The organism is Methylobacterium tarhaniae, from assembly GCF_001043955.1.
In the GTDB taxonomy this organism is placed as follows: Bacteria; Pseudomonadota; Alphaproteobacteria; order Rhizobiales; family Beijerinckiaceae; genus Methylobacterium; species Methylobacterium tarhaniae.
Genome location: NZ_LABZ01000127.1, coordinates 14,440 through 39,785 on the forward strand (window position 1 = coordinate 14,440; position 25,346 = coordinate 39,785).

The 25,346-nt window shown below is 71.0% G+C and carries 26 protein-coding genes, 1 tRNA gene, 1 other RNA gene and 1 pseudogene; 14 read left to right on the forward strand and 15 right to left on the reverse strand.

The genetic code is table 11. The features are described 5' to 3' along the window. Window positions 1–99 precede the first annotated feature (99 nt). Window positions 100–468, forward strand: a complete 369-nt coding sequence (locus tag VQ03_RS18155; RefSeq protein WP_048452323.1) for an SPW repeat domain-containing protein — start codon at window positions 100–102, stop codon at window positions 466–468. A gap of 198 nt (window positions 469–666) precedes the next feature. Next, window positions 667–813, forward strand: coding sequence for a hypothetical protein (locus VQ03_RS34665; protein ID WP_245292124.1), 147 nt, complete (start codon window positions 667–669; stop codon window positions 811–813). Here VQ03_RS34665 and VQ03_RS18165 read toward each other — a convergent pair. Continuing rightward, window positions 785–1,414 (reverse strand): AMP-binding protein, encoded by a 630-nt coding sequence (locus VQ03_RS18165; protein ID WP_048452301.1) that lies wholly within the window; start codon window positions 1,412–1,414, stop codon window positions 785–787. The two genes, VQ03_RS34665 and VQ03_RS18165, sit on opposite strands and share 29 nt — an antisense overlap. A 135-nt stretch (window positions 1,415–1,549) precedes the next feature. Between VQ03_RS18165 and VQ03_RS18170 the strand changes: the two genes are divergently transcribed. Beyond that, window positions 1,550–1,933 (forward strand): hypothetical protein, encoded by a 384-nt coding sequence (locus VQ03_RS18170; protein ID WP_048452302.1) that lies wholly within the window; start codon window positions 1,550–1,552, stop codon window positions 1,931–1,933. 203 nt (window positions 1,934–2,136) lie between these two features. After that, on the forward strand, window positions 2,137–2,451 hold the full coding sequence (locus VQ03_RS18175) for a hypothetical protein (protein ID WP_048452303.1): 315 nt from the start codon (window positions 2,137–2,139) through the stop codon (window positions 2,449–2,451). A gap of 67 nt (window positions 2,452–2,518) precedes the next feature. On the opposite strand, the gene VQ03_RS18180 is transcribed toward VQ03_RS18175, so the two are convergent. After that, window positions 2,519–3,346 carry a hypothetical protein gene (locus VQ03_RS18180; RefSeq protein ID WP_157064156.1) on the reverse strand — a complete coding sequence of 276 codons (828 nt, stop codon included), beginning with the start codon at window positions 3,344–3,346 and terminating at the stop codon, window positions 2,519–2,521. A gap of 173 nt (window positions 3,347–3,519) precedes the next feature. On the opposite strand from VQ03_RS18180, the gene VQ03_RS18185 reads away from it, so the two are divergent. Then, window positions 3,520–3,822 (forward strand): hypothetical protein, encoded by a 303-nt coding sequence (locus tag VQ03_RS18185; RefSeq protein WP_048452305.1) that lies wholly within the window; start codon window positions 3,520–3,522, stop codon window positions 3,820–3,822. Window positions 3,823–4,247: 425 nt separating this feature from the next. Here VQ03_RS18185 and VQ03_RS18190 read toward each other — a convergent pair whose 3' ends face one another. The 3 genes from VQ03_RS18190 to VQ03_RS18200 form a co-directional block, all read right to left on the reverse strand. Next, window positions 4,248–4,808 carry a metallophosphoesterase family protein gene (locus tag VQ03_RS18190; RefSeq protein ID WP_048452306.1) on the reverse strand — a complete coding sequence of 187 codons (561 nt, stop codon included), beginning with the start codon at window positions 4,806–4,808 and terminating at the stop codon, window positions 4,248–4,250. A 317-nt stretch (window positions 4,809–5,125) separates the two neighbouring features. Next, a tRNA-Gly gene (locus VQ03_RS18195) sits at window positions 5,126–5,200 on the reverse strand. An 84-nt stretch (window positions 5,201–5,284) separates the two neighbouring features. Beyond that, the gene (locus tag VQ03_RS18200; protein ID WP_083468081.1) at window positions 5,285–8,749 is read right to left on the reverse strand and encodes a YhdP family protein; all 3,465 of its coding nucleotides are present in this window, start codon (window positions 8,747–8,749) and stop codon (window positions 5,285–5,287) included. Window positions 8,750–9,019: 270 nt separating this feature from the next. Here VQ03_RS18200 and VQ03_RS18205 point away from each other — a divergent pair, with 270 nt between their 5' ends. Next, window positions 9,020–9,484, forward strand: a complete 465-nt coding sequence (locus VQ03_RS18205) for a peroxiredoxin (protein WP_048452307.1) — start codon at window positions 9,020–9,022, stop codon at window positions 9,482–9,484. 474 nt (window positions 9,485–9,958) lie between these two features. Then, complete coding sequence (locus tag VQ03_RS35070) at window positions 9,959–11,131, forward strand: M23 family metallopeptidase (protein WP_048452326.1); 1,173 nt, start codon at window positions 9,959–9,961, stop codon at window positions 11,129–11,131. Window positions 11,132–11,212: 81 nt separating this feature from the next. Here the strand turns inward: VQ03_RS35070 and VQ03_RS18215 are convergent, their stop codons facing one another. Further along, entirely contained in the window at window positions 11,213–11,578 is a 366-nt protein-coding gene (locus tag VQ03_RS18215; protein WP_048452327.1) for an ArsR/SmtB family transcription factor, read from the reverse strand. Window positions 11,579–11,684: 106 nt separating this feature from the next. Here VQ03_RS18215 and VQ03_RS18220 point away from each other — a divergent pair, with 106 nt between their 5' ends. Beyond that, window positions 11,685–12,431, forward strand: coding sequence for a glucose 1-dehydrogenase (locus VQ03_RS18220; RefSeq protein ID WP_048452308.1), 747 nt, complete (start codon window positions 11,685–11,687; stop codon window positions 12,429–12,431). A 161-nt stretch (window positions 12,432–12,592) separates the two neighbouring features. On the opposite strand, the gene VQ03_RS18225 is transcribed toward VQ03_RS18220, so the two are convergent. The 4 genes from VQ03_RS18225 to VQ03_RS18240 all read right to left on the reverse strand — a co-directional run bounded on the left by VQ03_RS18225 (window position 12,593) and on the right by VQ03_RS18240 (window position 16,841). Beyond that, entirely contained in the window at window positions 12,593–12,811 is a 219-nt protein-coding gene (locus tag VQ03_RS18225) for a DUF2934 domain-containing protein (protein ID WP_048452309.1), read from the reverse strand. Between the two features lie 172 nt (window positions 12,812–12,983). Then, window positions 12,984–14,612 (reverse strand): CTP synthase, encoded by a 1,629-nt coding sequence (locus tag VQ03_RS18230; protein WP_048452310.1) that lies wholly within the window; start codon window positions 14,610–14,612, stop codon window positions 12,984–12,986. Between the two features lie 149 nt (window positions 14,613–14,761). Continuing rightward, complete coding sequence (gene secG / locus VQ03_RS18235) at window positions 14,762–15,157, reverse strand: preprotein translocase subunit SecG (protein ID WP_048452311.1); 396 nt, start codon at window positions 15,155–15,157, stop codon at window positions 14,762–14,764. 343 nt (window positions 15,158–15,500) lie between these two features. Further along, window positions 15,501–16,841 carry a dihydroorotase gene (locus VQ03_RS18240; protein ID WP_048452312.1) on the reverse strand — a complete coding sequence of 447 codons (1,341 nt, stop codon included), beginning with the start codon at window positions 16,839–16,841 and terminating at the stop codon, window positions 15,501–15,503. A 107-nt stretch (window positions 16,842–16,948) separates the two neighbouring features. On the opposite strand from VQ03_RS18240, the gene ygfZ reads away from it, so the two are divergent. Further along, the gene (gene ygfZ / locus VQ03_RS18245; protein ID WP_048452313.1) at window positions 16,949–17,770 is read left to right on the forward strand and encodes a CAF17-like 4Fe-4S cluster assembly/insertion protein YgfZ; all 822 of its coding nucleotides are present in this window, start codon (window positions 16,949–16,951) and stop codon (window positions 17,768–17,770) included. A gap of 110 nt (window positions 17,771–17,880) precedes the next feature. Here ygfZ and VQ03_RS18250 read toward each other — a convergent pair whose 3' ends face one another. The 3 genes from VQ03_RS18250 to fumC all read right to left on the reverse strand — a co-directional run bounded on the left by VQ03_RS18250 (window position 17,881) and on the right by fumC (window position 19,810). Next, window positions 17,881–18,132: a ribbon-helix-helix domain-containing protein gene (locus VQ03_RS18250; RefSeq protein ID WP_048452314.1), complete on the reverse strand. Its 252-nt coding sequence runs from the start codon at window positions 18,130–18,132 to the stop codon at window positions 17,881–17,883. After that, the gene (locus tag VQ03_RS18255) at window positions 18,129–18,320 is read right to left on the reverse strand and encodes a DUF4169 family protein (RefSeq protein ID WP_048452315.1); all 192 of its coding nucleotides are present in this window, start codon (window positions 18,318–18,320) and stop codon (window positions 18,129–18,131) included. The genes VQ03_RS18250 and VQ03_RS18255 overlap by 4 nt, the downstream gene beginning before the upstream one ends. Before the next feature lie 80 nt (window positions 18,321–18,400). Continuing rightward, complete coding sequence (gene fumC, locus VQ03_RS18260) at window positions 18,401–19,810, reverse strand: class II fumarate hydratase (protein WP_048452316.1); 1,410 nt, start codon at window positions 19,808–19,810, stop codon at window positions 18,401–18,403. Window positions 19,811–19,913: 103 nt separating this feature from the next. On the opposite strand from fumC, the gene VQ03_RS18265 reads away from it, so the two are divergent. Next, complete coding sequence (locus tag VQ03_RS18265; RefSeq protein ID WP_048452317.1) at window positions 19,914–21,305, forward strand: cytochrome P450; 1,392 nt, start codon at window positions 19,914–19,916, stop codon at window positions 21,303–21,305. Between the two features lie 236 nt (window positions 21,306–21,541). Here VQ03_RS18265 and VQ03_RS18270 read toward each other — a convergent pair whose 3' ends face one another. Then, window positions 21,542–22,174 (reverse strand): SspB family protein, encoded by a 633-nt coding sequence (locus VQ03_RS18270; protein WP_048452318.1) that lies wholly within the window; start codon window positions 22,172–22,174, stop codon window positions 21,542–21,544. 44 nt (window positions 22,175–22,218) lie between these two features. After that, window positions 22,219–22,583: a transfer-messenger RNA gene (ssrA, locus tag VQ03_RS32045) on the reverse strand. Between the two features lie 36 nt (window positions 22,584–22,619). Between ssrA and VQ03_RS35075 the strand changes: the two genes are divergently transcribed. The 4 genes and pseudogenes from VQ03_RS35075 to VQ03_RS32050 all read left to right on the forward strand — a co-directional run. Continuing rightward, window positions 22,620–23,369, forward strand: a complete 750-nt coding sequence (locus tag VQ03_RS35075; protein ID WP_167376109.1) for a CPBP family intramembrane glutamic endopeptidase — start codon at window positions 22,620–22,622, stop codon at window positions 23,367–23,369. 162 nt (window positions 23,370–23,531) lie between these two features. Continuing rightward, window positions 23,532–24,326: a thymidylate synthase gene (locus VQ03_RS18280; RefSeq protein ID WP_048452320.1), complete on the forward strand. Its 795-nt coding sequence runs from the start codon at window positions 23,532–23,534 to the stop codon at window positions 24,324–24,326. Between the two features lie 2 nt (window positions 24,327–24,328). Then, window positions 24,329–24,823, forward strand: coding sequence for a dihydrofolate reductase (locus VQ03_RS18285; RefSeq protein WP_048452321.1), 495 nt, complete (start codon window positions 24,329–24,331; stop codon window positions 24,821–24,823). A 241-nt stretch (window positions 24,824–25,064) separates the two neighbouring features. Then, window positions 25,065–25,346: pseudogene (locus tag VQ03_RS32050) on the forward strand (hypothetical protein); the annotation flags it as partial.

The window sequence follows — 25,346 nt, forward strand, 5'->3', positions numbered from 1 at the left end:
TTTTTGCCGCCAAACCGGTGACCACTTCGGCACCAGTCGAATGAGACCGACGAGATGATGCTTAGCCGAGCGGCGGCCGACGCCGGATGGAGCCATCCGATGCACCGATCCCACCACGAACCCCGCTGGCCTCCCCGGACGGACGAGATCCTCCTCGCCGCCGTTCAGCACGCGGCCGGCACCGCGCTGCTCGTCGCCGCGTGGGTCCTGATCATCACCGAGAATGCCGCTGCGGCGGCCTGCGCTCTACCGCCGGGCCTGATGATCCTCTTGCTATCGGGGCTCGACCCGGCCCGCATGCGCCCAGCGGTCGAGCGGGAGGTCGTGATCCTGGGTGTCGGCACGGCCATGGCGCCCTGGCTCTTCGGCTTCGCGGCCCGTGACACTGCGACCTGGCTGCACGTCGTCCTCGGGGCGATGGCAGCGGGATCCGCCGCGGCACGTCTTCGATTCGCGAGGGCACCATGAGCACCCGCCCATCTGCCGCCCTCCGGGCGACCCTTCTCGCCGCCTTGCTCACCGGTGCTGCCGTTCAGGCCGCGTCTGCCACCGATGCCGCCCGCGGCCGGGCCCTCGCCGTACAGCTCTGCAGCCGGTGCCACGTGGTCGGTCGCGAGCAGGAGGCGGGCGGGTTCATCGGCCCCCCCCTTCGTCGGCATCGCCAACATGCCCTCAACGACGGGGCTCGCCCTCAGCGTCTTCCTGCAGAGCCATCACCAGCGGATGCCGAGCCTGCGGCTGGAGCGGGACGAGCGCGACGCCATCATCGACTACATCCTCAGCCTCAAGGCGGGCCAGCGGGCGACGCGCTGAGGCTACGCTCCGGCGCCGCCGTCTCGTCGCGCACGGCCGCGAGCGCGGCGGCGAACCGCTCGCGCAGGACGGCGCGGCGCAGCTTGCGCGTCGGCGTGACTAGGCCGTCCTCAATGGTCCATGGCTCCGGAAGAAGGCGCAAGGCTTGCACGCGCACCGCACGCGGATGGTCGCCGAGCGCCCGGGCGATCCGGACGAGGGCGGCCCGCCGGACCTCCGGGCGCTTGAGGAGGCCGGTTGCGGACGGATCGAGGCCGAGGCCGCGCGCGAGATGCGCGAGTTCCACCGGATCGACCACCGCCAGGGCCGACAGGCGCGGCTGGCCGTCCCCCACCACCATCGCCTGCCGGAAGAGTGGATCGCGCGTGATCGCCCCCTCGACGATCTCGGGCGAGACCTTCTCGCCGTTCGACAGGACGATGAGTTCCTCGATCCGGCCAGTGACGACTAGGCACCCGTCCCGCAGCTCGCCGAGGTCGCCGGTGCGGAGCCAAGCGTCATGCAGAACCTCGGCGGTGAGGACCGGCTGGCGCCAGTAGCCGCGCAGCACGCCGGGCAAGCGCACCAGGATCTCGCCATCCTCGCCGAAGCGGATCTCCATCCCCCTCAAGGGCAACCCAAGTCGGGTCGCCGGCGACGCGAGGTGCACTCAACATGAGTTCTCTGCACTCACGGTTGTTCAGAAATCTGTGACAGTGTCCTGGCGGCTTTCGTGACCGTGTCATACCATCCTGGCATGACGATCTCGATCCCGACCGACTTGGAATACCTCCCCGTCCACCGCTACGCCCGGTCGCCCCGGCAGCAGACCGCCTTCGAGCGCCGGGAAGCCGCCCGGCGGAAGGCGGAGCAGCGGGAGCGCCAGCGCGAAGCCGGCGTCCCGGACCCGACTTCGATTGAGAGGGCGATCGTCGACGCTCTGCGGCTCTACCTGATGAAGCACCCCCCCTCGATCGATCCCGTCGAACTCCTCCGCTACGCCCGGGACCTGGCGATGTCCCGCTCGTATGCCGCCCACGAGGCGAACCCATCAAAGCCGAAATTCGAGCGCGCCGCGGTCGTCGAGGCAATCCGGAAGCGCGTTCTGACGCCCCCGAAATCGTCGCGTACGGCACCCTGAGAGCCGCGTTGCAGAGTTTAATTTCCTCGTTTCGTTCCCTAGGAGTAACGGGGGGAATGGATCGCCCATCGCGAAAGTCGACTTCCCGCTGTCACGCATTAGCCGCCGGCTAGGGATTAATGCTGAAACGCGAATTTGAGGACTTGCCGAGGCGGGTCGGCCAGGCACATCTAGGGGGGCACACGAGATCCCCGGAGGCCCCCATGCAGAACCACGCAGCCCACCTGAGCATGGACGTCGCGGCCCGGGGCATGACGATCTTCAACGGCCTGCAGCTGTCGATCGCCTACTATCGGGAAGCCGAGGCCCGCCGCCGTCGGGACGGGATCTGCGCGGTCGCGGATCTGGAGATGCGCCTGACCGAGAGCCGTCAGATCGAGGCCGAGGCGATCGACGCAGCCACGGCCATCTCCCATGAGAACGATCGCTTGCGCCGAGAGTTGGCCGCGGCCCGGGCTGAGATCGCCAGCCTGGAGCATGAGGCCCTGAGCTACGCCCGGATGGCCGGCCTCGTCTAAAGGGTCGCCAAATGAAAAGGGCCGCCGGGGGGATCCGGCGGCCCTTCGTGTTTCGGGGGGCGGTGCCTTAGCGGACGTAGGCGGCGCCGAGGTCAGTGTCTTCCAAGTCCTCGAAAGGTCGCCTGACCGGGCGGGCTTCCGGCTCGGCAGGGGCCGGCGCGGTGCCGGCGGCGATCGCGGCCTTCTCCACCCGGAAGGCGGCGCGGGCCGCAGCCAGGCCGGCCTTCACGTCAGCCGATTTCGGGCACGGGGGGACGCCGGGGAGGAGGTCGCCCGGGCCGCGGGCGGTCATGTGCCGCTCGATCGAAGCAGGATCCGCGATCGCCACGCGCCTGCGAGCAACCGGCTCCAGGCTCTCCAGCCACTGCATCGTCTCGGGTGGGAGGGGCCGCTGCGCGTGTAGCGCCGTGACGCGCATCACCCCGTCCTCGCGGAGGCCGGCTCCGGCGTACTGGCGCACAAGGGCCGGCATGGAGAGATCCTCCAGCCGGCGGGCGGCGGGCTGCGGCGAATAGGCCGGGGCGTCGTTGCGCGTGCGGGCGGTGTCGGCCGCTGCGACCTGGGCGGCCAGCTGCGCGGGGGTGGCCGGCCGCTGCGGGAGGACGGCGCCGAGGAACCGGCCAACGAAGCCGGCCGTGCCGAGGACGGTGCCGCTGGCTGTCCTGGCCAGCGCCATGCCGGGCTTGCCGACCGTGAGATCCAGCGCCTTGCCGACGCCCTCGTTGACCGCGCGGGCTCCGCGCCATACGGAGCGGGCATCCCCGGCAAGCAGCTCGCCCACCTCGCCTGCGATCCCGAACAGCTTGCGCACGAAGCGCAGGATCGCCTGCGCCAGGGCCAGCAGGAATTCCGCCAGCTTCCTGGCGGCCTTCATCCTCTCGAAAATCTTCGCCAACATCCGCCCCCGTTCGTGTGTGGGGGCCGGGTCTCGCCCGGCCTTGCTCGAATTCAAGACCCCGCCTTTGCAAGCTGCAAAGACGTCTAGAGAGCGAGCTCGGGTTCGAAGGTCTTTTCGGCCTCCCCGAAGAGCGCGAGACGCTGCGAATCGGTCAGCTGTTTTCTGTTCACATGACCTCGACCGTCTTCTTTCGCCACCACGACGACTGCTGGAATGCGTTCGCGATGAAGGGCGCGGCTCCAGCCGTCGTCGAGGTCCCGGCTTGGCCAGGGGCGCGATCCGGCGTTGACGAAGCGGTCGTTCGTCTCACGCGCACGCGCCTCGGCTACACGTCAGGGCACCACATTCACACCCGCTCCTACGGCAGCGGGGGCGGCGGTTTCCATCGCCCCGACGCCGACGCCGACGCCGAGGGGTGGTTCCTCTGGACGACGCGCCAAGCGGCGATCCAGGCTGGGGGATGCGAGCTCTGACAGGACTGCAAGGACGAGGCGTTCGCCGATCACGTGCGAGGCTTCTTCGCCATGCGGGGCGTCGACGTCATGCAGATGCCCGGCGATGAGTGGAAGCGCCGGCTCGTGTCGCGTACCGAAGTCTGCAGCCTGGTGGAGGCGGGTCCCTCGCCCGAGCACCGGGCCATCGACGGGCCCGGCCCGACATCGGACGTGCTCGCCTACGAGCGGGAAGTCGGGCTCACCGACGTCAATTACGTCCCCGACGCCCCTGCGCGGAAAGAAGCGCGGGCCAACTTCACGCCCGAGGTGCCAGGCGTGGAGCAGGTCCTGCTGGCTCACTACGAGGGAGTGATCGACCCGCCGAGTCCCCGCACGCTCAATCGTCGGCAGCTGAAGCGCGAGCGGGATGCGGCGAGGGCTAGACCTCCTCGCCGACCCGCACGTCAGGCCGCCTCGGCCAGGGCCGCCACCACCGCCGGCGTGCCGGCCCGCACCGCATCGACGGCCATGGCTTCGAGGATCTCCGACAGCCGCGCAGGCCGCCAGTCCCAGCAGTCGACCCCCACGTCCAAGGATCGCCCGCAGCCGGGCAAGCCCCCGTGGGAGTGGCCATACAAGTGCAGGACGCCGTTATGCAGCCCGTTCCAAGTCCTTTGGGCGTAATGATCCAATACTAACCGCCGCCCCTCGACTACGGGCTCGGCGCGCTCGTGTTGGCTATACCACGACAACGAGGTCGTCCGGCCGGCGTCGTGGTTGCCCCGGACCAGGTGCTTGCGGCCGTTCAGCCGGGCGAAGACGGCCCGGCAGTGGGCGGCCGACGCGGCGTAGGCGAAGTCCCCCAAGTGCCAGACCTCGTCGTCGGGCCTCACGCGATTATTCCAGGCGGCGATCAGCGTCTCGTCGTGCTCCTCGATGGAGGCAAACGGCCTCGGCTTCTGCATCCTCGCGCTCAGGATGCCCGAGTGCCCGAAATGGCTGTCGCTGGTGAAGTAGGTGCGCATCGGGGCAGGCCCCCTCGAACTGGAGAACGCGGTCGCGCGGGGATCCCGGCGGCGGGTGGCTGGCCTCATGCCAGACAGCGTTTCCGTTTGAGAAGGATGGGCATGAAGGCGGCTGCTCCCGATGAGGGCGCAGGATCCGCGATCCGGAGCGAGCCGGCAAGATCCGAATGGGGACTTGGTTAGGGTTTCCCTGGCCGGCGGATACAACGGGTCGGAGGACCATATGTTGTATCCCCGTTGTATCCCGCCCGTTCGGGGGTAGCGCGAGGTGGTTGAGGAACCCCCTGCAAGCGCTTGTCAGGGTTAAGAAAAGGGAGTGGAGCGGGCGATCGGGATCGAACCGACGACATTCAGCTTGGGAAGCTGACGTTCTACCACTGAACTACGCCCGCGGTGGCCATCGTCATACGGGCTCGCCTCGGCGCTGTCCACCCCGAAATGCCGCGCTGGCGAGGGGTGGTATCGGCGCTCCGGGATCAGCGTTCCATGCGCCCGGATTGCGGCGCGTTGGGATCGCCCCCGCCGGCGCCGAACAGCTTGCGCAGGAAGCCCGGGGCGATCGCGGAGAGCGGGTTGACGCTGATGTTGGGGGCGCTCATTGCGCCGGCGACCCGGAAATTGATTCCGAACAGGCCCTCGTTGTGTCCGCCGCCGAGGAGCGGGCCGAAGATCGGCACCTGGGACACCACGTTGTTGAGTCCGTAGAGCGGCACGAAGGTGCCGGAGATGTCGGTGCGGTCCTTGCCCGTGTCGATCCAGCCGCCCAGCGTGAAGCCCATCGCCGGGCCGGAGATCGCGGCCTCCGTGAAGGCGACGCGGGTACCGTTGCGCTGGAAGGCGGCGCGCAGGCGGTCGAAGCCGACATCGTTGGCGTCGCTGCGCCGGTCGCCGCCGTCGTCGCCCTGGGCCATGATCCGGCCGAGGGCCGGCTCGTTGCGCAAGGCGAAGGAGCGGATCTGCACCAGGCCCGATTGCGGCCCGTCATTCATGGTCATCTGCAGCGACAGGAACCCGCCCTGCATGCGCTTGTAGATGTCGAGGAAGCGCAGGGCCGCGCCGGCATCGCTGGTCTCGGCGTTGAGCACCGGCGGGGTGCTGCGGTCGGGCTTGGCCACGTCCAGGCTGACCCCGGCCGAGCGCAGGCGGCCCTGGATCCGGGCCTGGCGCACGTCGTCGCCGCGCAGGGACAGCTTCAGGCTGGCATTGGTCAGGGCCTCGTCGTTGAAGCCGGTCAGGATCGCGAAGCTGAGATCGGCCTCGACGTCGCGGGATCCCGTCTCCTTCCCGCCCTTGCGCGGCGGGGCGGCCAGGGCGCGCAGGAAGGGCCGCGCATCGGCGACGCCGCCCTTGGCGCTGATGCGGTAGCCGTTGCCGGTGCGCTCGACCTGGGCGCGGATGTCGTCGCCCGGCGAGAGCTTGAGGCTGGTGAGATCGGCCCGCTCGAAGCCCCCCTCGGCATTGAGCGAGGCGCTGCCGCGCAGCTGCACCGAACCGGAATCGAGCGCGATGTCGCGCAGCTCGCTGCCCTGGCCGGTCTCGGTGAGGGAGAGGGTGAGGCGGCCCGGCCGGCCGGCGGCCTTGGTCCAGCCCGGCAGGAGCCCGTCGACGCTCGCCCGCGCGAGGTCGGCCTCGATCCGGATCGGGTTCTTGCCCGGCCGGCCGACCGGCACGAGGAAGCGGGCATTGACCGGCCCGGCGAGCTGGGGCGCCGTCGGCAGGCCCTTGCGGGCGCGCGCGGCGTCGTCGAGAGCCATGGTCACCACCGCCTCGCCGGGAGCGCCGGCCTTCGGCTGGTGCAGGTCGATGGTCAGCGGGGCGCCGGCGAGCCGCCCGTCGCCCTTCAGGCTGAAGCCGTTCCGGTCGTAGGCGACCGCGAAGCGGCCGTTCTCGAGCTTCTCCTTGCCGACGAGGCGCTCGGCCGCGATGTCGGTGAGGGTTCCGCTCATCACCACCGGCAGGTCGGCGATCTCGGGCACCGCCTCGAGGGAGAGGGGGAAGTCGATGCGCAGGTCGGCCTGGCCCCGCAGGGTCGCGGGGTCGAGCTCGGTGCCCGACAGCGAGCGGAAGAGCTTCGTCTGCAGCAGGGAGGCCAGGGCGTCGGCGCCGCCGGTGAGGCGAAGCCCGATCTGGGCGGTCACGTCGTGCGGCACCGCGTCCTTGATGACGAAGGAGCCGTCCTGCAGGCTGAGCGCGCGGCCGTCCGGCATCCGGATCTCGGCATTGGCGCCGCGGATGGTGGTGTTGCGCCCGGTGACGAGCCCGGAGACCCGGGCGCGGGAGAGCGGGGGCGCGTCGGAGGAGATGGTGAGCCCGCCCTCGCTCACCGCGAAGGCGATCCGCACCGCCTGGTCGGGCATGGGCTCGCCCCGGGTGGCGGCGGCGAACTCGGCCATGGTCATATCGACCACGATGTCGAGGCTGTCGAGCCGCCCGCCCCGCAGGTTGTCGACGAGGTAGGTGCGGATCGGCGGCGCGACGTTCTCGGGCCAGAGCCGCAGGGCGGCGCGCCCGTCGGTGCGGTCGGCGACGATGCGCAGGGTCAGGCCGCCCTCGTCGGCCTTCGTGCCGAGGGTGCCGCTGATCGTGCCGTGCACGACGTCGCCCGACAGGGTGATCGCGTCGATCTGCATCCCGCCGTCGCGGCCCGAGAGACGGGCATCGACCTTGGCGATCGTGACCGGAGCGTCGCCGGGGGCGGCGCCGCGCAGCACCGCGCCGGTGCCCGACAGGGCGGCTTTCCAGCCCGTCTCCGACCCCTCCGGCCCCGCCACCCACTCGCCGGCGAGGCGCACGCGATTGCCGGCGCCGCGGTAGTCGAGGGCGTCGACCTTCAGGGCGCGGCGCGTCTCGTCCCAGGCGGCGTCGACCGTCACCGCCTCGATCGTCACCGGGTTGAAGTCCTTCTCCTCGATCAGCAGGTTGCCCTCGCTGGTGGTGAGCCGGAACGTCATGCCGTCGAGGCGCGCCCCGTGCATCGCCACCTGGGCCCGGCCGGAGAGCTTCAGGTCGGTGGTCAGCGGCAGGCGCGACTGGCCGGAGAGCAGCAGCAGGTCGGAGACCGGCAGGTCGTCGAGGGTGAGCACGCCGTGGCGGCCGCCATCCGGCGCCTGCTCGACGTCGCCGCCGAAGCGCCAGGGCCCGTGGGGGCCGAGGATGCGCATCTCGAACACCCGGGCCGGCCGCGTCGCGTCGCGGTTGAACAACCCGTCGACCCGCGGGAAGACCACGCGCTCGGCACCCGACTCGTCCATCAGGGTCAGGCGGGCATTGGTCAGGCGGGCCCGGTCGAGGCTGCCGATCACCCCGGAGGGATCGAGCACCACGCTCAGGATCGACGCGACCGTGGCGGAGACCGGCGAGACGGTGCCGCGGGCGGCCACCACCGCCGGCGGGGTCTGGGGCTTGGCGTCCGACGGATCGTTGGAGGCCGCGAAGGCGATCGAGCCGTCATGGTGCAGGAGCGCCCGCAGCTGCAGGTCGCGGAACTCGACCGAGCGGGCCTGGACCGAGAAACTGAGGAGCGACCACAGGTCGATGGCGACCACCGCGAGCGGCGCCCGCACCACGAGGTCGCCCTCCGGGTTGCGGATGTCGAGGCCGGTGGTGCGCAGGGCCAGCGCCCCGTCCCGGTCGATCTCAATGGCGCTGTCGTGCAGGGACACGCTCCAGCCCGGGCCGAGGCGTTCGGCGATCCCCGCCGCCACCCGGGGCTCGAGCCAGGCGAAGCTCACCGGGCCGCTCGCGAGGCGCAGATAGGCGAGGCCGAGGCCGAGGCCCAGGAGCACCACGGCCGCGAGCTTGAGCACCAGCACGCCCCGGACGCAGGTCCGCAGCAGCGACCGGGGCGCGGCCTTGATCCGCGCGGCGCAAGGCTCCGGGTTCCGAGGCTCCGGGATCCGGGAGCCCGGAGCCTCGCGGCCCGGCTCGCTGGCGGTGTCCATTCCTGGTGTCGCTCGGCCTGTCGTCACGCGTGCGTCGCCACTCCGGGCGCCCCGCTCGGGGCGCCGCCGTTCTGAACCCCGCCGTCCCGGGCGTGAGGGCCACGCTCCGGGCGACGAGGCCACCGCCGATGATTGCCCGCTCCGGTGACCGGAGGGTAACGTCCTGTCGCTAATCCGTCGGGCAGTGCGCCGGGCCGGTCCCTCCCCCGCCGCGGCGCCCTGCCCGCCTCTCCCAGAGGCACACCATCAATCGGCCGAAAGGAAGGCACGATGGCGCTGAACCCGGGCGATCCCGCCCCCGATTTCTCCCTGCCGGCGACCGGCGGCGAGACCCTGAGCCTCGCCGGCCTCAAGGGGCGCAAGGCCGTGCTGTACTTCTACCCCAAGGACGACACCAGCGGCTGCACCCTGGAGGCCCAGGCCTTCAACGGGCTGCGCGAGGCCTTCGCGGCGGCCGACACCGCGGTGGTCGGCGTCTCGCCCGACCCGATGAAGAGCCACGACAAGTTCCGGGAGAAGTACGGCCTCGAATTCCCCCTCGCCTCGGACGAGACCAAGGCGATGCTCGAGGCCTATGGCGTCTGGGTCGAGAAGAGCATGTATGGCCGCAAGTACATGGGCGTCGAGCGCACGACGTTCCTGATCGACCGGGACGGCACGATCGCGAAGGTGTGGCAGAAGGTGAAGGTGCCGGGTCACGCCGACGCCGTGCTGGAGGCGGCGAAGGCGTTGTGAGGCACGCGATCCGGCAACGCGCGATGAACGAGCGACCGGATGCCGGCACTCGTCAGTCGAGCCGCCTCCCCCTCTCCCGTTCGGGAGAGGGGCCAGGGCCGAGGATGGGCACGGTTCAGAACAGAAAGCGGTCGCGAAGCTGTTCGCGCGACAGGCTGAGCTTTATCGGCGCCGGATCCATCCTTGCGCGATCTTCGATCGTGCCGGCCTCTTCCGCAGGCGGAGAAGGGGATCTTGCGATTTACCCTTGATCGGAATTCGATTTTGTGGCGCCGAGCCGACGCTGCGCGAAGGCCGGCGCGACACTGAAGCGGGACACCGGTTCGTCTTCGCCCTTGAAGCATCCTTAACCTTAACCCGCGACGGTCCCCCTCAGGTTACCGGACCGTCCCGATGCTCCTTTCCCGCCTCTCGCCCCTCGTCGCGTCCCTCAAGCCGCCGGCTCTCCTGCCCGGCGGCCCGGACCAGGTCTGGGTGGTGCGACGCAGGACCCTGGTGCTCGCCGCCCTCGCCTTCGGGGCGCTCTCCCTCTGGGCCGGCGCGGCGACCTGGTTCATCGTCTTCCGCGACGAGGCGCTCGCCCGGTTCATGGAGCGCCAGGGCGCGATGCAATACGCCTACGAGGAGCGCGTCAGCGCCCTGCGGGCCCGGCTCGACCGGGTGGCGACGCAGAAGCTCCTGGAGCAGGACGGGGTCGAGACGCGGCTCGCCGACCTCGCCGGCCGGCAGGTGGCGCTGGAGAGCCGCCAGGCGATGCTGATGGGATTGGCCGAGCAGGCCGGCGCCTCGGGCCTGGCGGGCGAGGACGGCGCGGGGCTGCCGGCTCCGCTCGCCGGCGCCTGGCCGGCCCGCGATGCCAGGGTCCCCGCGGCGCCGTCGTCCCCGCCGACGCCGGAGTCCCTGGGCCTGCGCACGGACGCGGACGGCCTCGCTCCCGCCCCCTCCCCCGGGGCGACCGCCCGGATGGCCATGCTGGAACACGCCCTCGACGGGTTCGAGGCGCGCCAGAGCCTGGCCGTCGGTCGCCTGGCCGCGAGCGGCCGCAGCGAGGCGGCGCGCCTGCGGGGGGTGATGGCGGAGACCGGGATCGATGCGCGGCGCTTCGCCGCCGCCCGGAACGGCGGCGTCGGCGGCCCGCTGGTCCCCGCGGGGTCGGGACCGTTCGAGACCGCGATCCTGCAGGCGCAGCGTGATCTCGGCGAGCGCGACACCCTGCGGCGGATCGTCGGAATCCTGCCTCTGCGGCGGCCGATGGCCGCCGATGGCGGGCTCTCCAGCACCTTCGGCTACCGGTCCGACCCGTTCACCCGCGGCCTCGCCCTCCATACCGGCATCGACCTGCGCGGCGAGTACGGCGCCCCGGCGCGGGCCACCGCCGCCGGCACGGTGACCCTGGCGGACTACTCGGGCGGCTACGGCAACATGGTCGAGGTCGATCACGGCCACGGCCTCGTGACCCGCTACGCCCACCTGTCGGCGATCACGGTGGCGCCCGGCCAGGCCGTGGCGGCCGGCCAGATGGTCGGCCGGGTCGGCTCCACCGGCCGGTCGACCGGCACGCACCTGCATTACGAGACCCGGGTCGACGGCGAGCCGGTCGATCCGCAGCGCTTCCTGCGGGCAGGAGCCCGCCTGGCCTCGCGCTGAGCGCCCCACGCCCGCCGCGGAGCGCTTCGGGTTCGACGACGATCATCGGCGCATCCACGGAGGCGGATGGCGGCGGCGCGTCTATCGCGGGCCGGCGGCTGTCGCGTCAGCTGAGTCGGCCCCGGCATCCGACGCATAGGCATTGATGATCCCGGTCAGCAGGCCGGGAAAGCGCGCCTCCACCTCGGCCCACCGCGAGGAGTTGCGTACCTCCACGCCGTGACGTTCACTCCGGATCAGTCCGGCCTCGCGCAGCACCTTGAAATGATTGGAGAGCGACGATTTCGGGATGACCCGATCTCCCACCGCCGCGAGGGCCGAGCAGGCCTCGACGCAGCCTGCCCGCATGATCTTGGCGAAGATGGCCGCCCGGTTCGGGTCCGCGAGCGCGTGCAGGATCGCCTCCGGCCGCACATCCTCGATGGCAGGGTGGAACAGGGGTCTCATCATCCGTCCATAGGGGGTCTTGAACTCGGCTCCAACAGTTCCGAAGTTCCGAACTATGGGATAATGGCCTCGATCCGGAGCCGGCCCAGACCGAAGGGTAGCACACATGTCGAAGCTCGCGGGCAAGGTCGCCGTCGTCACCGGCGCATCGAAGGGTATCGGTGCCGGCATCGCCAAAGCCTTGGCGAGGGAGGGCGCGGCCGTGGTGGTGAACTACGCCTCCGGCAGGGCGGGAGCCGATGCGGTCGTCGCGGCCATCGTCTCGGCCGGCGGCCGGGCGGTCGCGGTCCAGGGCGACGTCTCCAAGGCGCCCGAGGCACAGGGCCTGGTCGAGGCGGCGGTGCAGCAGTTCGGCCGGCTCGACGTGCTGGTCAACAATTCCGGCATCTACGAATTCGCGGCGATCGAGGATCTGACCGAGGACCATTACCGCCGTCAGTTCGACGTCAACGTGCTCGGTCTCCTGCTGACGACGCAGGCGGCCGCACGCCACCTCGGCGAAGGCGGCAGCATCGTGAACATCTCCTCGGCGATCACCCACGTGCATACGCCGACGGCGGCGGTCTATGCAGGGACCAAGGGCGCGGTGAACGCCATCTCGGGCGTGCTCGCCAACGAGCTGGCTCCTCGCAAGATCCGCGTGAACGTGGTCAGCCCGGGCTTCGTGGTGACCGAGGGCACGCATACGGCCGGGGTGGTCGGGTCCGACATGGAAGCCGGCCTCGTCGCACAGACGCCTCTCGGCCGCGCCGGACAGCCGGACGACATCGCCGGAGTGGTGGCGTTCCTTGCCTCCGACGACGCCCGCTGGTTGACCGGGGAGGTGATCACCGCGAGCGGCGGCATCCGCTGATCCGCGACGAGGGCCGGCAGACCGCGTCCGACAAGGCCGGAGCGGATCGGGCTTCGCGCCTCAGCAGACTTGCCTTGGCAGGCCAACGCTTCGTCCGCTCAGGTTCTTGTTTGGTCGCAGATTTTTGCCGCAAAACCGGCGACCACTCTTGCGAAATCTGCTTAGCTCTCGACGGGCTCGGCGAAAGGGAAGCGGGTGGGATCCTCGGCGGACGTCTCGACCTGATCCTCCGGCGCCGCGTCGCGCCGGCTCTCCTGCTCGGCCCGCAGCTCGCGCTCGGCGAGCAGCCAGAACTGGATCTCGTAGCCATCCGGGCGGTGATTGCGCTCCCAGATGTCGTAGGCGCGGGCCCGGATCGCCGCCAGGGGGATCTCACGCATCACGGATACCTCTTTCCACGCCGGATCCCGCTCCGTGCCGAACGGCCGGCTCAATCGGGCTCCTATACCGTGGACTGGTATCACTGTCGCGACGGAACGACGGCGCTCGCCGCCGCTCCGAGCGTTTGCGACAACCTATGTTGGTCCGGACGGAACCGCCCGGATCCGTGGGTCAGACCAGCCGGCTCTGCTCGATCGCCGCGGCGACGAAGCTCTGGAACAGCGGGTGCGGCTCGAACGGGCGCGACTTCAGCTCCGGGTGGAACTGCACGCCGATGAACCAGGGATGGCCCACCACCTCGACGGTCTCGGGGAGCAGCCCGTCCGGCGACAGGCCGGCGAAGCGCATGCCGTTGGCCTCCAGCCGCTCGCGATAGGCCATGTTGACCTCGTAGCGGTGGCGATGGCGCTCGGCGATACGGGTGCCGCCATAGATTTTCGCGATCTGCGAATCGGGCGCCAGCGCCGCGGTGTAGGAGCCGAGCCGCATCGTACCGCCGAGGTCGCCCTCCGCCACACGGCGCTCCAGCTCGTTGCCGCGCATCCACTCGGTCAGGAGGCCGACCACAGGCTCCGGCGTCGGGCCGAACTCGGTCGAGTTGGCGTCGGGGATCTGGGCCAGCGAGCGGGCCGCCTCGACCACCGCCATCTGCATGCCGAAGCAGATGCCGAAATACGGGATCTTGCGCTCGCGGGCGTAGCGGGCGGCGCGGATCTTTCCTTCCGCCCCGCGCTGGCCGAAACCGCCCGGCACCAGGATGCCGTTGAGGCCTTCCAGGAACGGCCCCGGATCCTCGCGCTCGAACACCTCGGACTCGATCCACTCCAGGTTGACCTTGACCCGGTTGGCGATGCCGCCGTGATTCAGCGCCTCGATCAGTGACTTGTAGGCGTCCTTGAGGCCCGTGTACTTGCCGACGATGGCGATCGAGACCTCGCCCTCCGGGCTCTTGATCCGGCCGACGATGTCGCGCCAGCGGTCGAGCTTCGGCTCGGGGCCGGTCTCGAGGCCGAAATGCGCCAGCACCTCGCGGTCCAGGCCCTCCTCCTTGTAGGAGAGCGGCACCTCGTAGATCGTGCCGACGTCCCGCGCCTCGATCACCGCCGATTCGCGCACGTTGCAGAACTGGGCGAGCTTGCGGCGCTCCTCGCGCGGGATCGCCCGGTCGCAGCGGCAGAGCAGGATGTCGGGCTGGATGCCGATCGAGCGCAGCTCGGCGACCGAGTGCTGCGTCGGCTTGGTCTTCAATTCGCCGGCCGACGGGATGTAGGGCAGGAGCGTCAGGTGGACGTAGGCGCAGGTGCCCCGCGGCAGTTCCTGGCCGAGCTGGCGGATCGCCTCGAAGAACGGCAGGCCCTCGATGTCGCCGACGGTGCCGCCGATCTCGACCAGCACGAAGTCGTAGGCGTCGTTGCCGTCGAGGACGAATTCCTTGATGGCGTTGGTGACGTGCGGGATCACCTGGATGGTGGCGCCGAGATAGTCGCCCCGCCGCTCCTTGGTGATGATGTCGAGATAGATCCGGCCGGTGGTGATGTTGTCGGCCCGCGTCGCCGGCACGCCGGTGAAGCGCTCGTAATGGCCGAGATCGAGATCGGTCTCGGCGCCGTCGTCGGTGACGAAGACCTCGCCGTGCTGCGTCGGGCTCATCGTGCCCGGATCGACGTTGAGATAGGGGTCCAGCTTGCGCAGGCGGACCTTGTAGCCGCGGGCCTGGAGCAGGGCCGCGAGGGCGGCGGAAGCGAGACCCTTGCCGAGCGAGGAGACCACGCCGCCGGTGATGAAGACATACCGCGTCATGGGACTTGCTCCATACACAGGCGTGGCCGGGTTGCCAAACGCCGTCAGCTCAACGGGGTCATGTCCGGGCGGCAGGGCCGGCCGGATGCACAGGATTTTTTCGGGAGCGGGCGGCGCGGAGGCGCCGCCGGATCTCGGCGTGGAACGGTCTAGCGCGACTGGGGAGCGGCGGGGGCCGCGGGCGCCGCCGGGGTCTGGGTCGCAGGCGCGTCGCCCTGCTGCTGGCGCAGCTGGTCGAGGACGTTGCCGGCCGGGGGAGAACCGGTCTGGCCCGCCGGGGCCTTGGTGCCGGCGCCGTCGAAGATCGAGCGCGGCCCCGCACCCCGGTGCGACATGATGGCCAGGATCATGCTGGTGGTGAAGAACAGGGCAGCCAGGATCGCGGTGGCGCGGGTGAGCGCGTTGGCCTGGCCGCGGCCGGTCATGAAGCCCTGCGTGCCGCCCCCGCCGCCGAGGCCGAGGCCGCCCTCGGAGCGCTGCAGCAGCACCACGCCGATCAGGGCGAGGACGATGATCAGGTGGACGACGATCAGGACGGTCTGCATCGGGCTTCCGGGCCGGCCCTCTTCGAGCCGCCAACGTGGCAACGGCCGGCACGCGGACGCGTCCGGACCTCCAATTCCGGGCGCTCCTATACGAGATATGCGCCGGAGCCAAGGGCAGAAGACGGATTGGGGCTCCGCGCAAGGCGCGGGATGGACCCTCCCCCTCTGCGGGGGAGGGTAGCCCCCGGAGGAGGCCGGGAGAGGGGACGACGCTTCCGGATAAGACTGAACCGTTGCGAGAGGCGCCAAGTCGTGAACCGTCGCGCTGCCCCTCTCCCGGCTCACTCCGTTCGCCACCCTCCCCCGCAGAGGGGGGAGGGTTCATGCGCTCGACCGAGGCGCCTCACCCTCTCGCCGGGAACCCCTCCTCGAACCGCACCGCCTCGCCCCGCGACGGCTCCGTGAGCGTGCCGTCCCACATCACCGCCTGACCCCGCACCACGGTGCCGACCGGCCAGCCGGTGACCTGACGGCCGTCATGGGGCGTCCAGCCGCACTTGGAGGCGATCCAGGCGTTGGTGATGGTCTCGCGGCGCTTCAGATCCACCACGGTCACGTCGGCGTCGTAGCCCACCGCCAGCCGGCCTTTCCGGGCGATGCCGAAGATCCGCTTCGGACCGGCGCTGGTCAGGTCGACGAAGCGCTGGAGCGAGAGCCGGCCGGCCGCGACGTGGTCGAGCATCACCGGCACCAGGGTCTGCACGCCGGTCATGCCCGAGGGGGAGTCGGGGTAGGGCTTCTGCTTCTCCTCCAGCGTGTGCGGCGCGTGGTCGGAACCGAGCACGTCGGCGACGCCCTGCGACAGGCCCCACCACAGCCCGTCGCGGTGGGCGGCGTCGCGCACCGGCGGGTTCATCTGCACCAGCGTGCCGAGGCGAGCATAGGCCTCGGTCCCGTCGAGGGTGAGGTGATGGGGCGTCAGCTCGCAGGTGGCGACGTCCTTGTGCCCGGCCAGGTAGCGCATCTCCTCGGCGGTCGAGATGTGCAGGATGTGGATGCGCGCGCCGGTCTCGCGGGCGATGCGCACCAGGCGCTCGGTCGCCTTGAGCGCGGCTTCCGGCGAGCGCCAGACCAGGTGGGAGGACGGGTCGCCCGGAATCCGCAGGCCCTTGCGCTCGCGCAGCATCGCCTCGTCCTCGGCGTGGAAGGCCGAGCGGCGGCGGGTGCGCTTCAGGATCTCGGTGATGCCGGCATCGTCCTCGACGAGGAGCGAGCCGGTGGAGGAGCCGATGAACACCTTGATGCCGGCCGCCCCCGGCAGGCGCTCCAGCTCGGCGACGTCCCGGGCGTTCTCGTGCGTGCCGCCGACCCAGAACGCGAAGTCGCAATGCATGCGGTGATGGGCGCGCGTCAGCTTGTCCTCGAGCGCCTCCGGATTTGTCGTCTGCGGCACGGTGTTCGGCATCTCGAACACGGTGGTCACGCCACCCATGACCGCGGCGCGCGATCCGGTCTCCAGGTCCTCCTTGTGGTCGAGGCCCGGCTCGCGGAAATGGACTTGGCTGTCGATCACGCCGGGCAGGAGGTGGAGGCCGCGGCAATCGAGGGTGCGGCCGGCGGATGCCTGCGACAGGTCGCCGATGGCGGCGACGCGCCCGGCCGTCACGCCGATATCGGCCAGTCCCTCGCCGTCGTGGTTGACCACGGTGCCGCCGCGCAGGAGGAGGTCGAAGCTCTGGCTCATCGGTCGCAATCCTCGTCCGCAATCCGCGTTCGCTGAAGGCCCCGATTGAGGGCCGAGCGCAGGCGGCTTATGTCAGCCCCGCCCGCGGTTCAAGCAAAGGACCCACGATGCCGCTTGCCCTCCTGCCGGACCGTGCCCTCGTGGCGGTCACCGGCGCCGACGCGTCGAGCTTCCTCCAGGGTCTCCTGACCTGCAACGTCGAGACCCTCCCGGAAGGGGAAGCCCGGCTCGGCGCGCTGCTCAGCCCGCAGGGCAAGATCCTGTTCGACTTCCTGGTGAGCCGGGCGCCGGACGGTTACCGCCTCGACGTCGCCCGCGACCGGGTGCCCGACCTCGTCAAGCGCCTGACCCTCTACAAGCTGCGGGCGCAAGTTGCGGTCGAGGCGCTGCCGCTCGCGGTGGCGGCCCTGTGGGGCGGCGAAGCCCCCTCCCCGGCCCTGCGCGACGGGCGGCTCGCCGATCTCGGCTGGCGCCTCTACGCCGCCGAGGCCCCGGCGACGGACGCGACGGCCGAGGCCTACGCGGCCCATCGCATCGGTCTCGCCGTCCCGGAGGGTGGAGCCGACTTCGCCTTCGGCGACGCCTTCCCGCACGAGGCGCTGATGGACCAGCTCGGCGGCGTCGACTTCAAGAAGGGCTGCTATGTCGGCCAGGAGGTGGTGTCGCGGATGCAGCATCGCGGTACCGCCCGGACCCGCATCGTGCCGCTCGTCTATCGCGATGGCGAGGCGGCCCCGGCGGGCGAGCCGGTGACCGCCGGCGACCGGAGCCTCGGCCAGACCGGCAGCGGAGCCGGGCCGCGCGGGCTGGCGATGGTGCGGACCGACCGCCTCGGCGAGGCGCTGGCGGCGGGAGAGACGGTGCTGGCCGGGGGAAGGGCGGTGGCGGTCGAGAAGCCCGCCTTCGCGAGTTTCGCCTGGCCGGTGTGAGCGACGAACCGTGAGGTCTCGTACCCCGTTCCTGACGCCCTCCGCCTCATCCCGGGGCCGCGCAGCGGAGCCCGGAATGACGCAACGGGTGTGAGGAGCGTCGCGCGAAATCACGCCCCGGCGGACCCGTCGGCCCCCTCCCCCGGCCAGACCGCGCGCAGCACGAAGACCCGGATCGCCGACGACAGGTTCTGCCCGCCCCGCTCGGCGTCGATCCGCCCGACCAGCGCCTGGACCGAAAGGCCGCGCGCGCTCGCAAGCTGACGCAACGCCTCCCAGAATGCTGCCTCGAGGGAGACGCTGGTGCGGTGGCCGGCGATGACCAGGGAGCGTTTGAGCAGGCCGCCGTCCGGCAGGCTCATGCCTCGGGGTCGGGGGTCTTCAGCCGGTGGCCCTCGTGCCGGGCGGTCTCCAGGCTCTTGCGGGCCTCCTCGCGGGTCTTCGCCGCCTTCGGCCGACCGAAGACGACCCGGTTCTCGGTCGCCTGGGCCTCCTTGGCGGCACGCTCGCGGGCCTTGCGGACCTGCTTCAGGTTGATGATCTCGGCCATGACCCGATCCTCCGCGCCCCCGCGATGGTGGAAACGCCCCGCGCGGCGAGAAGCTGCGCGGGACGAATGTCAGCTTGCGGTTATTCGGCGCTCGGCGCCAGCATGTCCTCCGGGCGCACCACCGCGTCGAACTGCTCCTCGGTGACGTAGCCGAGGCGCAGGGCCTCCTGCTTCAGGGTGGTGCCGTTCTTGTGCGCGGTCTTGGCGATCTCGGCGGCCTTGTCGTAGCCGATCGAGGGCGCGAGCGCGGTGACGAGCATCAGCGAGCGGCTCATCAGGTCGGCGATGCGGTCGTGGTTCGGCTTGATGCCGACGACGCAATTGTCGGCGAAACTGACCGCGGCGTCGGCGAGGAGCCGCACCGATTGCAGCACCGCGTTGGCGATCACCGGCTTGTAGACGTTGAGCTCCAGGTGACCCTGGCTGCCGGCCATCGAGACGGTCGTGCCGTTGCCGATCACCTGGCAGCACACCATCGTCAGCGCCTCGGCCTGGGTCGGGTTGACCTTGCCGGGCATGATCGAGGAGCCGGGCTCGTTCTCGGGCAGCGAGATCTCGCCGAGGCCCGAGCGGGGCCCCGAGCCCATCAGCCGGATGTCGTTGGCGATCTTGAACAGGCCGCTCGCCAGCGCGTTGAGCGCGCCTTGCGTGAAGACCAGGGCGTCGTGGGTCGCCAGCGCCTCGAACTTGTTGTCCGCCGAGGTGAAGGGCAGCCCGGTCAGCTCCGCCACCTTGGCGGCGAACTTGTCCGCGAACTCGGGATGCGCGTTGAGGCCGGTGCCGACGGCGGTGCCGCCCTGCGCCAGGGCCAGCACGCCCGGCAACGTCGCGCTCACGCGGGCGCCGCCGAGCGCCACCTGCGCGGCGTAGCCGGAGAATTCCTGGCCCAGCGTGACCGGGGTCGCGTCCTGAAGGTGGGTGCGGCCGATCTTGACGATCTCGGCGAAGTCCTTCGCCTTGGTGTCGAGGGCGCCGTGCAGGTGCTGGAGTGCCGGGATCAGCCGGTCGTTGATCTCGCGGGCCACCGCGATGTGCATCGCGGTCGGGAAGGTGTCGTTCGAGGATTGGCCGCGATTGACGTGGTCGTTCGGGTGCACCGGCGACTTGCCGCCGCGCTTGCCCCCCAGGCGCTCGTTGGCGAGGCTGCCGATGACCTCGTTGGCGTTCATGTTCGACTGGGTGCCCGAGCCGGTCTGCCAGACCACCAGCGGGAACTCGTCGTCGTGCTTGCCCTCGACCACCTCGGCGGCGGAGGCCGCGATGGCTTCCGCGAGCTTCGGCTCCAGCACGCCGAGGTCGCGGTTGACGAGGGCGGCGGCCTGCTTGACGAGCCCGAGCGCGTGGACGAGCGGCGCCGGCATCCGCTCGGTGCCGATGCGGAAGTTCTGGATCGAGCGCTGGGTCTGGGCGCCCCAGTAGCGGTCCGCCGGGACTTCGATCGGCCCGAACGTGTCGGATTCCGTGCGGGTGGCTTTCTCGGTCGGCGACATCTTGGCCTCTTTGGCGGTGCGAAACGGCGCCTACTTAAGCCAAGAGCGGCGATTGCGCGATGCCCTGGCACGCCTCGAATCGCGCCACCTTCAAGGAGTCCGGATGCCCTCCCCTGCGGCGGCCGTGGCCGCCCCCTTCCGTCCCGCCGTGCCCCGCCCGCGGACCGAGCCGATGGGGCTGTTCGCCTTTCTCCGGGCCGCCCGCGCCAACCCGCTGACCACTTGGTACGAGGAGCATTTCGAGCAGCCGATCGTCACCGGCGAGGGCGCGCTCGGCCGCATCACGGTGATCAGCGAGCCGTCGGCGATCCGCCACGTGCTGGTCGACAACGCCGCCAACTACCGCAAGGACGACCTGCAGCGCCGGGTGCTGGCGCCGGGCCTCGGCAACGGCCTCCTGACCGCCGAGGGCGACGAATGGCGCCTGCAGCGGCGCACCCTGGCGCCGATCTTCTCGCCCCGCCACGTCGCCCGCTTCGAGGCGCCGATGTCGGAGGCCGCCGCCCGCCTCGCCCGCCGTCTGAAGCGCCGGGACGGCCAGAGCGTCGATGCCGCCCTGGAGATGACCCGCGTCACCCTCGACGTGCTGGAGCGCACCATCTTCACCCACGGCCTGGCGCGGGAGCCCGACGCCCTCGGGCGCGCCATCACCCGCTACTTCGAGGCGCTCGGGCCCATCGATCCCCTCGACGTGTTCGGCATGCCGGACTGGGTGCCGCGGATCGGCCGTCTCAAGGCCCGGCCGGCGTTGCGCTTCTTCGGCGAGGTGGTGGACGAGCTGATCGAGCGCCGCCGCACCCTCGTCGGCGCGGGGGACGAGGCCCCGCACGACCTCCTGACCCTCCTGCTGCAAGCGCAGGATCCCGAGACCGGCCGCGGCCTCTCCGACATCGAGGTGCGGGCGAACATCGTCACCTTCATCGGCGCCGGCCACGAGACCACCGCCAACGCGCTCACCTGGACGCTCTACTGCCTGTCGCAGGACGAGGCGGCGCGCGAGGCGGTGGAAGCGGAGGTCGACGCCGCCTTCGCCGCGAGCCCGGCCCCCGGCACCGATGGGCTGCCCCGCACCAGGGCGGCCCTGGAGGAGGCGATGCGCCTGTTCCCGCCGGTGCCGTTCATGAGCCGGCAGGCCGTGGCCGAGGACCGGATCGGGCGGATCAAGATCCCGCGCGGCTCACTCGTGACCGTGGCGCCCTACGTGCTGCACCGCCACCGCCGGCTCTGGGACGAGCCCGACGCCTTCCTGCCCGAGCGCTTCCTGCCGGAGAACCGCGCCCGCATCGACCGCTACGCCTACCTGCCCTTCGGGGCCGGCCCGCGGATCTGCATCGGCGCGAGCTTCTCGGTGATGGAGGCCACCCTGGTGCTGGCTCACCTGCTCCACGCCGTGCGCCTCGACCGGGATCCGGAGGCCGGACCGGTGGTGCCGCTGCACCGGGTGACGCTCCGGCCGCGGGACGGGTTGCGGATGCGGGTGACGGCGCGGGGGTGAGACGGGCTTCCCCGCCCTTGAACACCCTCGGAGCCTGTCTGCCTGATCGACGTCCTTCATCCCACTCGCGACTTCATCCTGAGGTCGCGAGTGGGATGGAACAGCCTCTTGCGATGCTGGTCACGCCAGTCAAACGGCTTCTCAGAGTCATTCCGGGCTCCGCCGCGCGGTCCCGGAGTGACATGAGGAATTTCGGAGACGTGCTCGAAAAGCCCGAAGCCGTCCGGCCGGCGCGTTCAGCTCTTCTTGCGGAACGCGTCCAGGCTGACCACCGAGGCGCCCTCCTGCGGGGCGTCGGCGCGCTCGGCGGTCTCGTCGGACTTCGCCTCGGCGTCGGACTCGGTCTTGTCCTGCGGCTTGGCCTCGGCCTTGGCCGCCGGCACGATCTTCGGCAGGTTGCTGCCGATCGCCGGGACCTTCGGCTGCGCCTCGCTCGGCTCCGAGCCGGCACCACGGATCGCCCGCAGCGGGGTCGTGCCAGCCGGCGCCGCGTCCTCGCCCGTGGCCGTGCCGTCATTCAGCTCGAACTTGAGGCCGAACTGCACGGACGGATCGAAGAAGCCCGTCACCGCCTCGAACGGAACCAGGAGCCGCTCCGGCACGCCGGAGAAGGACAGGCCGACCTCGAAGGTGTGCTCGGTGACGCCGAGGTCCCAGAACTGGTGCTGGAGGACGATCGTCATGTCCTGCGGGTACTTCTCCCGCAGGCGCTGCGAGATCCGCACGCCGGGATAGTCGGTCCGGAACGAGACGTAGAAATGGTGCTCGCCGGCCAGGCCGTCGCGAGCCGCATCGCCCAGAACCTTGCGCACGACGTTGCGCAGGGCATCCTGCACCAGGAGATCGTAGCGAATCAGATCGTCTGCCATCAACCGTTGCCTGGCGCCGCATCTCTCGCGGGAAGGGAATTCGAAGTGGAGGCTTCTGTTGCCAGGTGCCTCCGAACCCCGCCTATGCGGTGCTACCCGCTAGGACTTCGTTTGGTCTTGGGGACCGCTTACGCGGCCACCGCCACCGGAGCAAAGTTGTCGTTGGCAACTATTGCATTGGCCCGATAACGGCGGAACCATGCCGAGCGAAAGCTCAACCTTTACGCCCTCGTCGATCCTATTTCGCCCCCGCCGAAGCCCGAACCGAACGGGCCGTTCCGGGCTTGGGTGGAGGCGCCGGGTACCGCCCCCGGGTCCGATAGGTTTATTCCGAAGAACGTTTATCGCCATAGCCGGCCTCGCGACCGGCAAGGCGAATATAGAGGGTCCCGTGCCGCTTTTGAAGCCCGCCTCGCGCCATTCTGCGCCCGTTTCGCGAAACGATGTGTCGGCGCCTCCCGAGCCCGCCAGCTTTCGTCGGCGCGGGCTCGGCGTGGCGGCCGCAATCCTGCGGGCGGCGCTGCTTCAACTGGCCGCGTTCGGCCTCGTTCTCGGGGCGGTCGCGGCCCTCGGCCGCCTGCCCTCCCTGCCGTCGGGCCTCCTGCCCTTCCCGTCCCTGAGCGGGAGCGAGCGGGCGGCGCTCGCCCTCACGGTGCTGCCCCACGCCGCCCTGGCGCTCCTCGTCCTCGTCGCGGCCCGGGCTCGCCCGTGGAAGGCCTCCGGCGCCGGAAAGGCCCTGGGATTCACCCGGCCGGCGCTGCCCCGCCGCGCCGTCCTGCTCGCCCTCGCCTGGCCGCCGCTCCAGGTCGCCTGGACGGCGGCGCTGCTGCTGCTCGCGGGCCACGCGCCCATCCGCGCCTGGCGCCTGTCGCCCTCCCTCACCGGCGAGGTCTTCCTGGCCTGGACCCTGTGGCTGGTGGTGCTGGCGCCCCTCGCCGAGGAGATGCTGTTTCGCGGCGACCTGTTCGGGCGCCTGAGACGGATCGCGTCCCCTTCCGCCGCGGTCGCCATCGCCACGGCGGTGTTCGTGCTCTGCCACGCCGAGCGCGGGCTGCTGCAGCCGGTCTCGGTCCTGCCCCTCGGGGTCGTGCTCGGGGTGCTGCGCCTGTGGACCGGCAGCCTGTGGCCCTGCATCGCGCTCCACGCCGCGAGCAACGGCGCGGTGGTGCTGGCGCGGGTGTGGAGTACCGGCTGATTTCCGCGCTCGGGCGCTGCGATTCCGGCCGGGGACGCGTTATCCTGCCGGGCCAGATGGCCGGGGCGAGGAACCGTTTCCCAACCCGGGCATAGGCCAGAGTTGGAGCCCGCCGGGCGCCGCACGGCGCCCCGGGCCGTTTTCACGCGGAGGATGTCCGCCATGCGCCCCTACCACGCCCTCCTCCAGCGCATCCTCGACGACGGCGTCGAGAAGCACGACCGGACCGGCACCGGCACCCTCTCGGTGTTCGGCCACCAGATGCGGTTCGACCTCGCCGAGGGCTTCCCTCTCGTGACGACGAAGCGGCTGCACCTGAAGTCGATCATCCACGAGCTGCTGTGGTTCCTCGCCGGCGACACCAACGTCGCCTACCTGCAGTCGAACGGCGTGACGATCTGGGACGAGTGGGCCGACGAGCACGGCGACCTCGGCCCCGTCTACGGCCGGCAATGGCGGAGCTGGGCCAAGCCCGACGGCGGCAGCGTCGACCAGATCGCCTGGGTGCTCGACGAGATCCGCCGCAACCCCGATTCGCGCCGCCTCGTCGTCTCGGCCTGGAACCCGGCCGACCTCGACCGCATGGCGCTCGCCCCCTGCCACTGCCTGTTCCAGTTCTACGTCGCGGAGGGGCGGCTCTCGCTCCAGCTCTACCAGCGCTCGGCCGACGTCTTTCTCGGCGTGCCGTTCAACATCGCGTCCTACGCACTCCTCACCCACATGATGGCGCAGGTGCTCGACCTCACACCCGGCGACTTCGTCCACACGCTGGGCGACGCCCACCTCTATTCCAACCATATCGACCAGGCCCGCGAGCAGCTCCGCCGCGACATCCGCCCGAGCCCGCGCCTGCGCCTCGACCCCTCGGTGCGCTCGCTGTTCGAGTTCCGCTACGACGACATCGCCATCGAGGGCTACGACCCGCACCCGGCGATCCGCGCGCCGGTGGCGGTGTAGGGATGGCTCCACCCCTCGTCACCCTGATCGTCGCGGTCGCCCGGAACGGCGTGATCGGACGCGACAACGCGCTGGCCTGGCGCCTGCGCAGCGACCTGCGGCGCTTCCGCGCCCTCACCATGGGCAAGCCGGTGGTGATGGGACGCAAGACCTGGGACTCGATCGGCCGGCCGCTGCCGGGGCGGCGGGTGATCGTGCTCACCCGCGATCCCGCCTGGACGGCGCCCGGCACCGAGCGGGCGGCCGGGTGGGACGACGCGATGCGGCTCGCCGGCGCCGCGGAGGAGGTGATGGTGGCGGGCGGGGCCGAGATCTACGCGCTCGCCCTGCCGCGGGCGGACCGGATCCAGCTCACCGAGGTCGACGCGGCGCCCGAGGGCGACGCCCGCTTTCCCGCGATCCCGCCGGACTTCCGCGCGGTCGCCGCCGAGTCCCATCCGACCGGCCCCGACGATGAATACGCCTTCCGGTTCGTCACGCTGACCAGACACGTCTGAGGCGAGGAAACCATCTCACGGTTCCGGGTGCGGCGATGGAACTCCCGCGGCAGGGCAGAAACCTTGAGAATTGGGGCGGGGCCGGAGGTTGCTTTCGCGTGGGGCTCGGCCGATATCGCAAGGGACCGATACCAGAGCAGTGCGAGTGCCGCGCGGAACGCGAGAGACCGCGCGGGGCGTGCAGGCCGGGAAAGGACGTGGGCGAGCATGCCTTGGAGCAATCAGAGCGGCGGCAGTGGCGGTGGCGGCGGTAACGGGGGCGGTCCCTGGGGCAATCGCGGCGGCAATAGCGGCGGTCCCCGGGGCGGCGGGTTCGGCGGGGGAGGGGGCGGCCCGTGGGGCGGCGGGGGGTCGGGCGGGGGCAACCACCCGCCCGACCACGACGGACCTGCTGCCCCGCAGCCAGGAACGGCTCAAGAACCTGATGCCCGGCGGCGGCTCGGTCGGCACCAAGGGCGCTGTCCTGGCGGTGCTGGTCGGGCTGGGCCTGTGGCTGATGACCGGCTGGGACACGGGGCTGCCG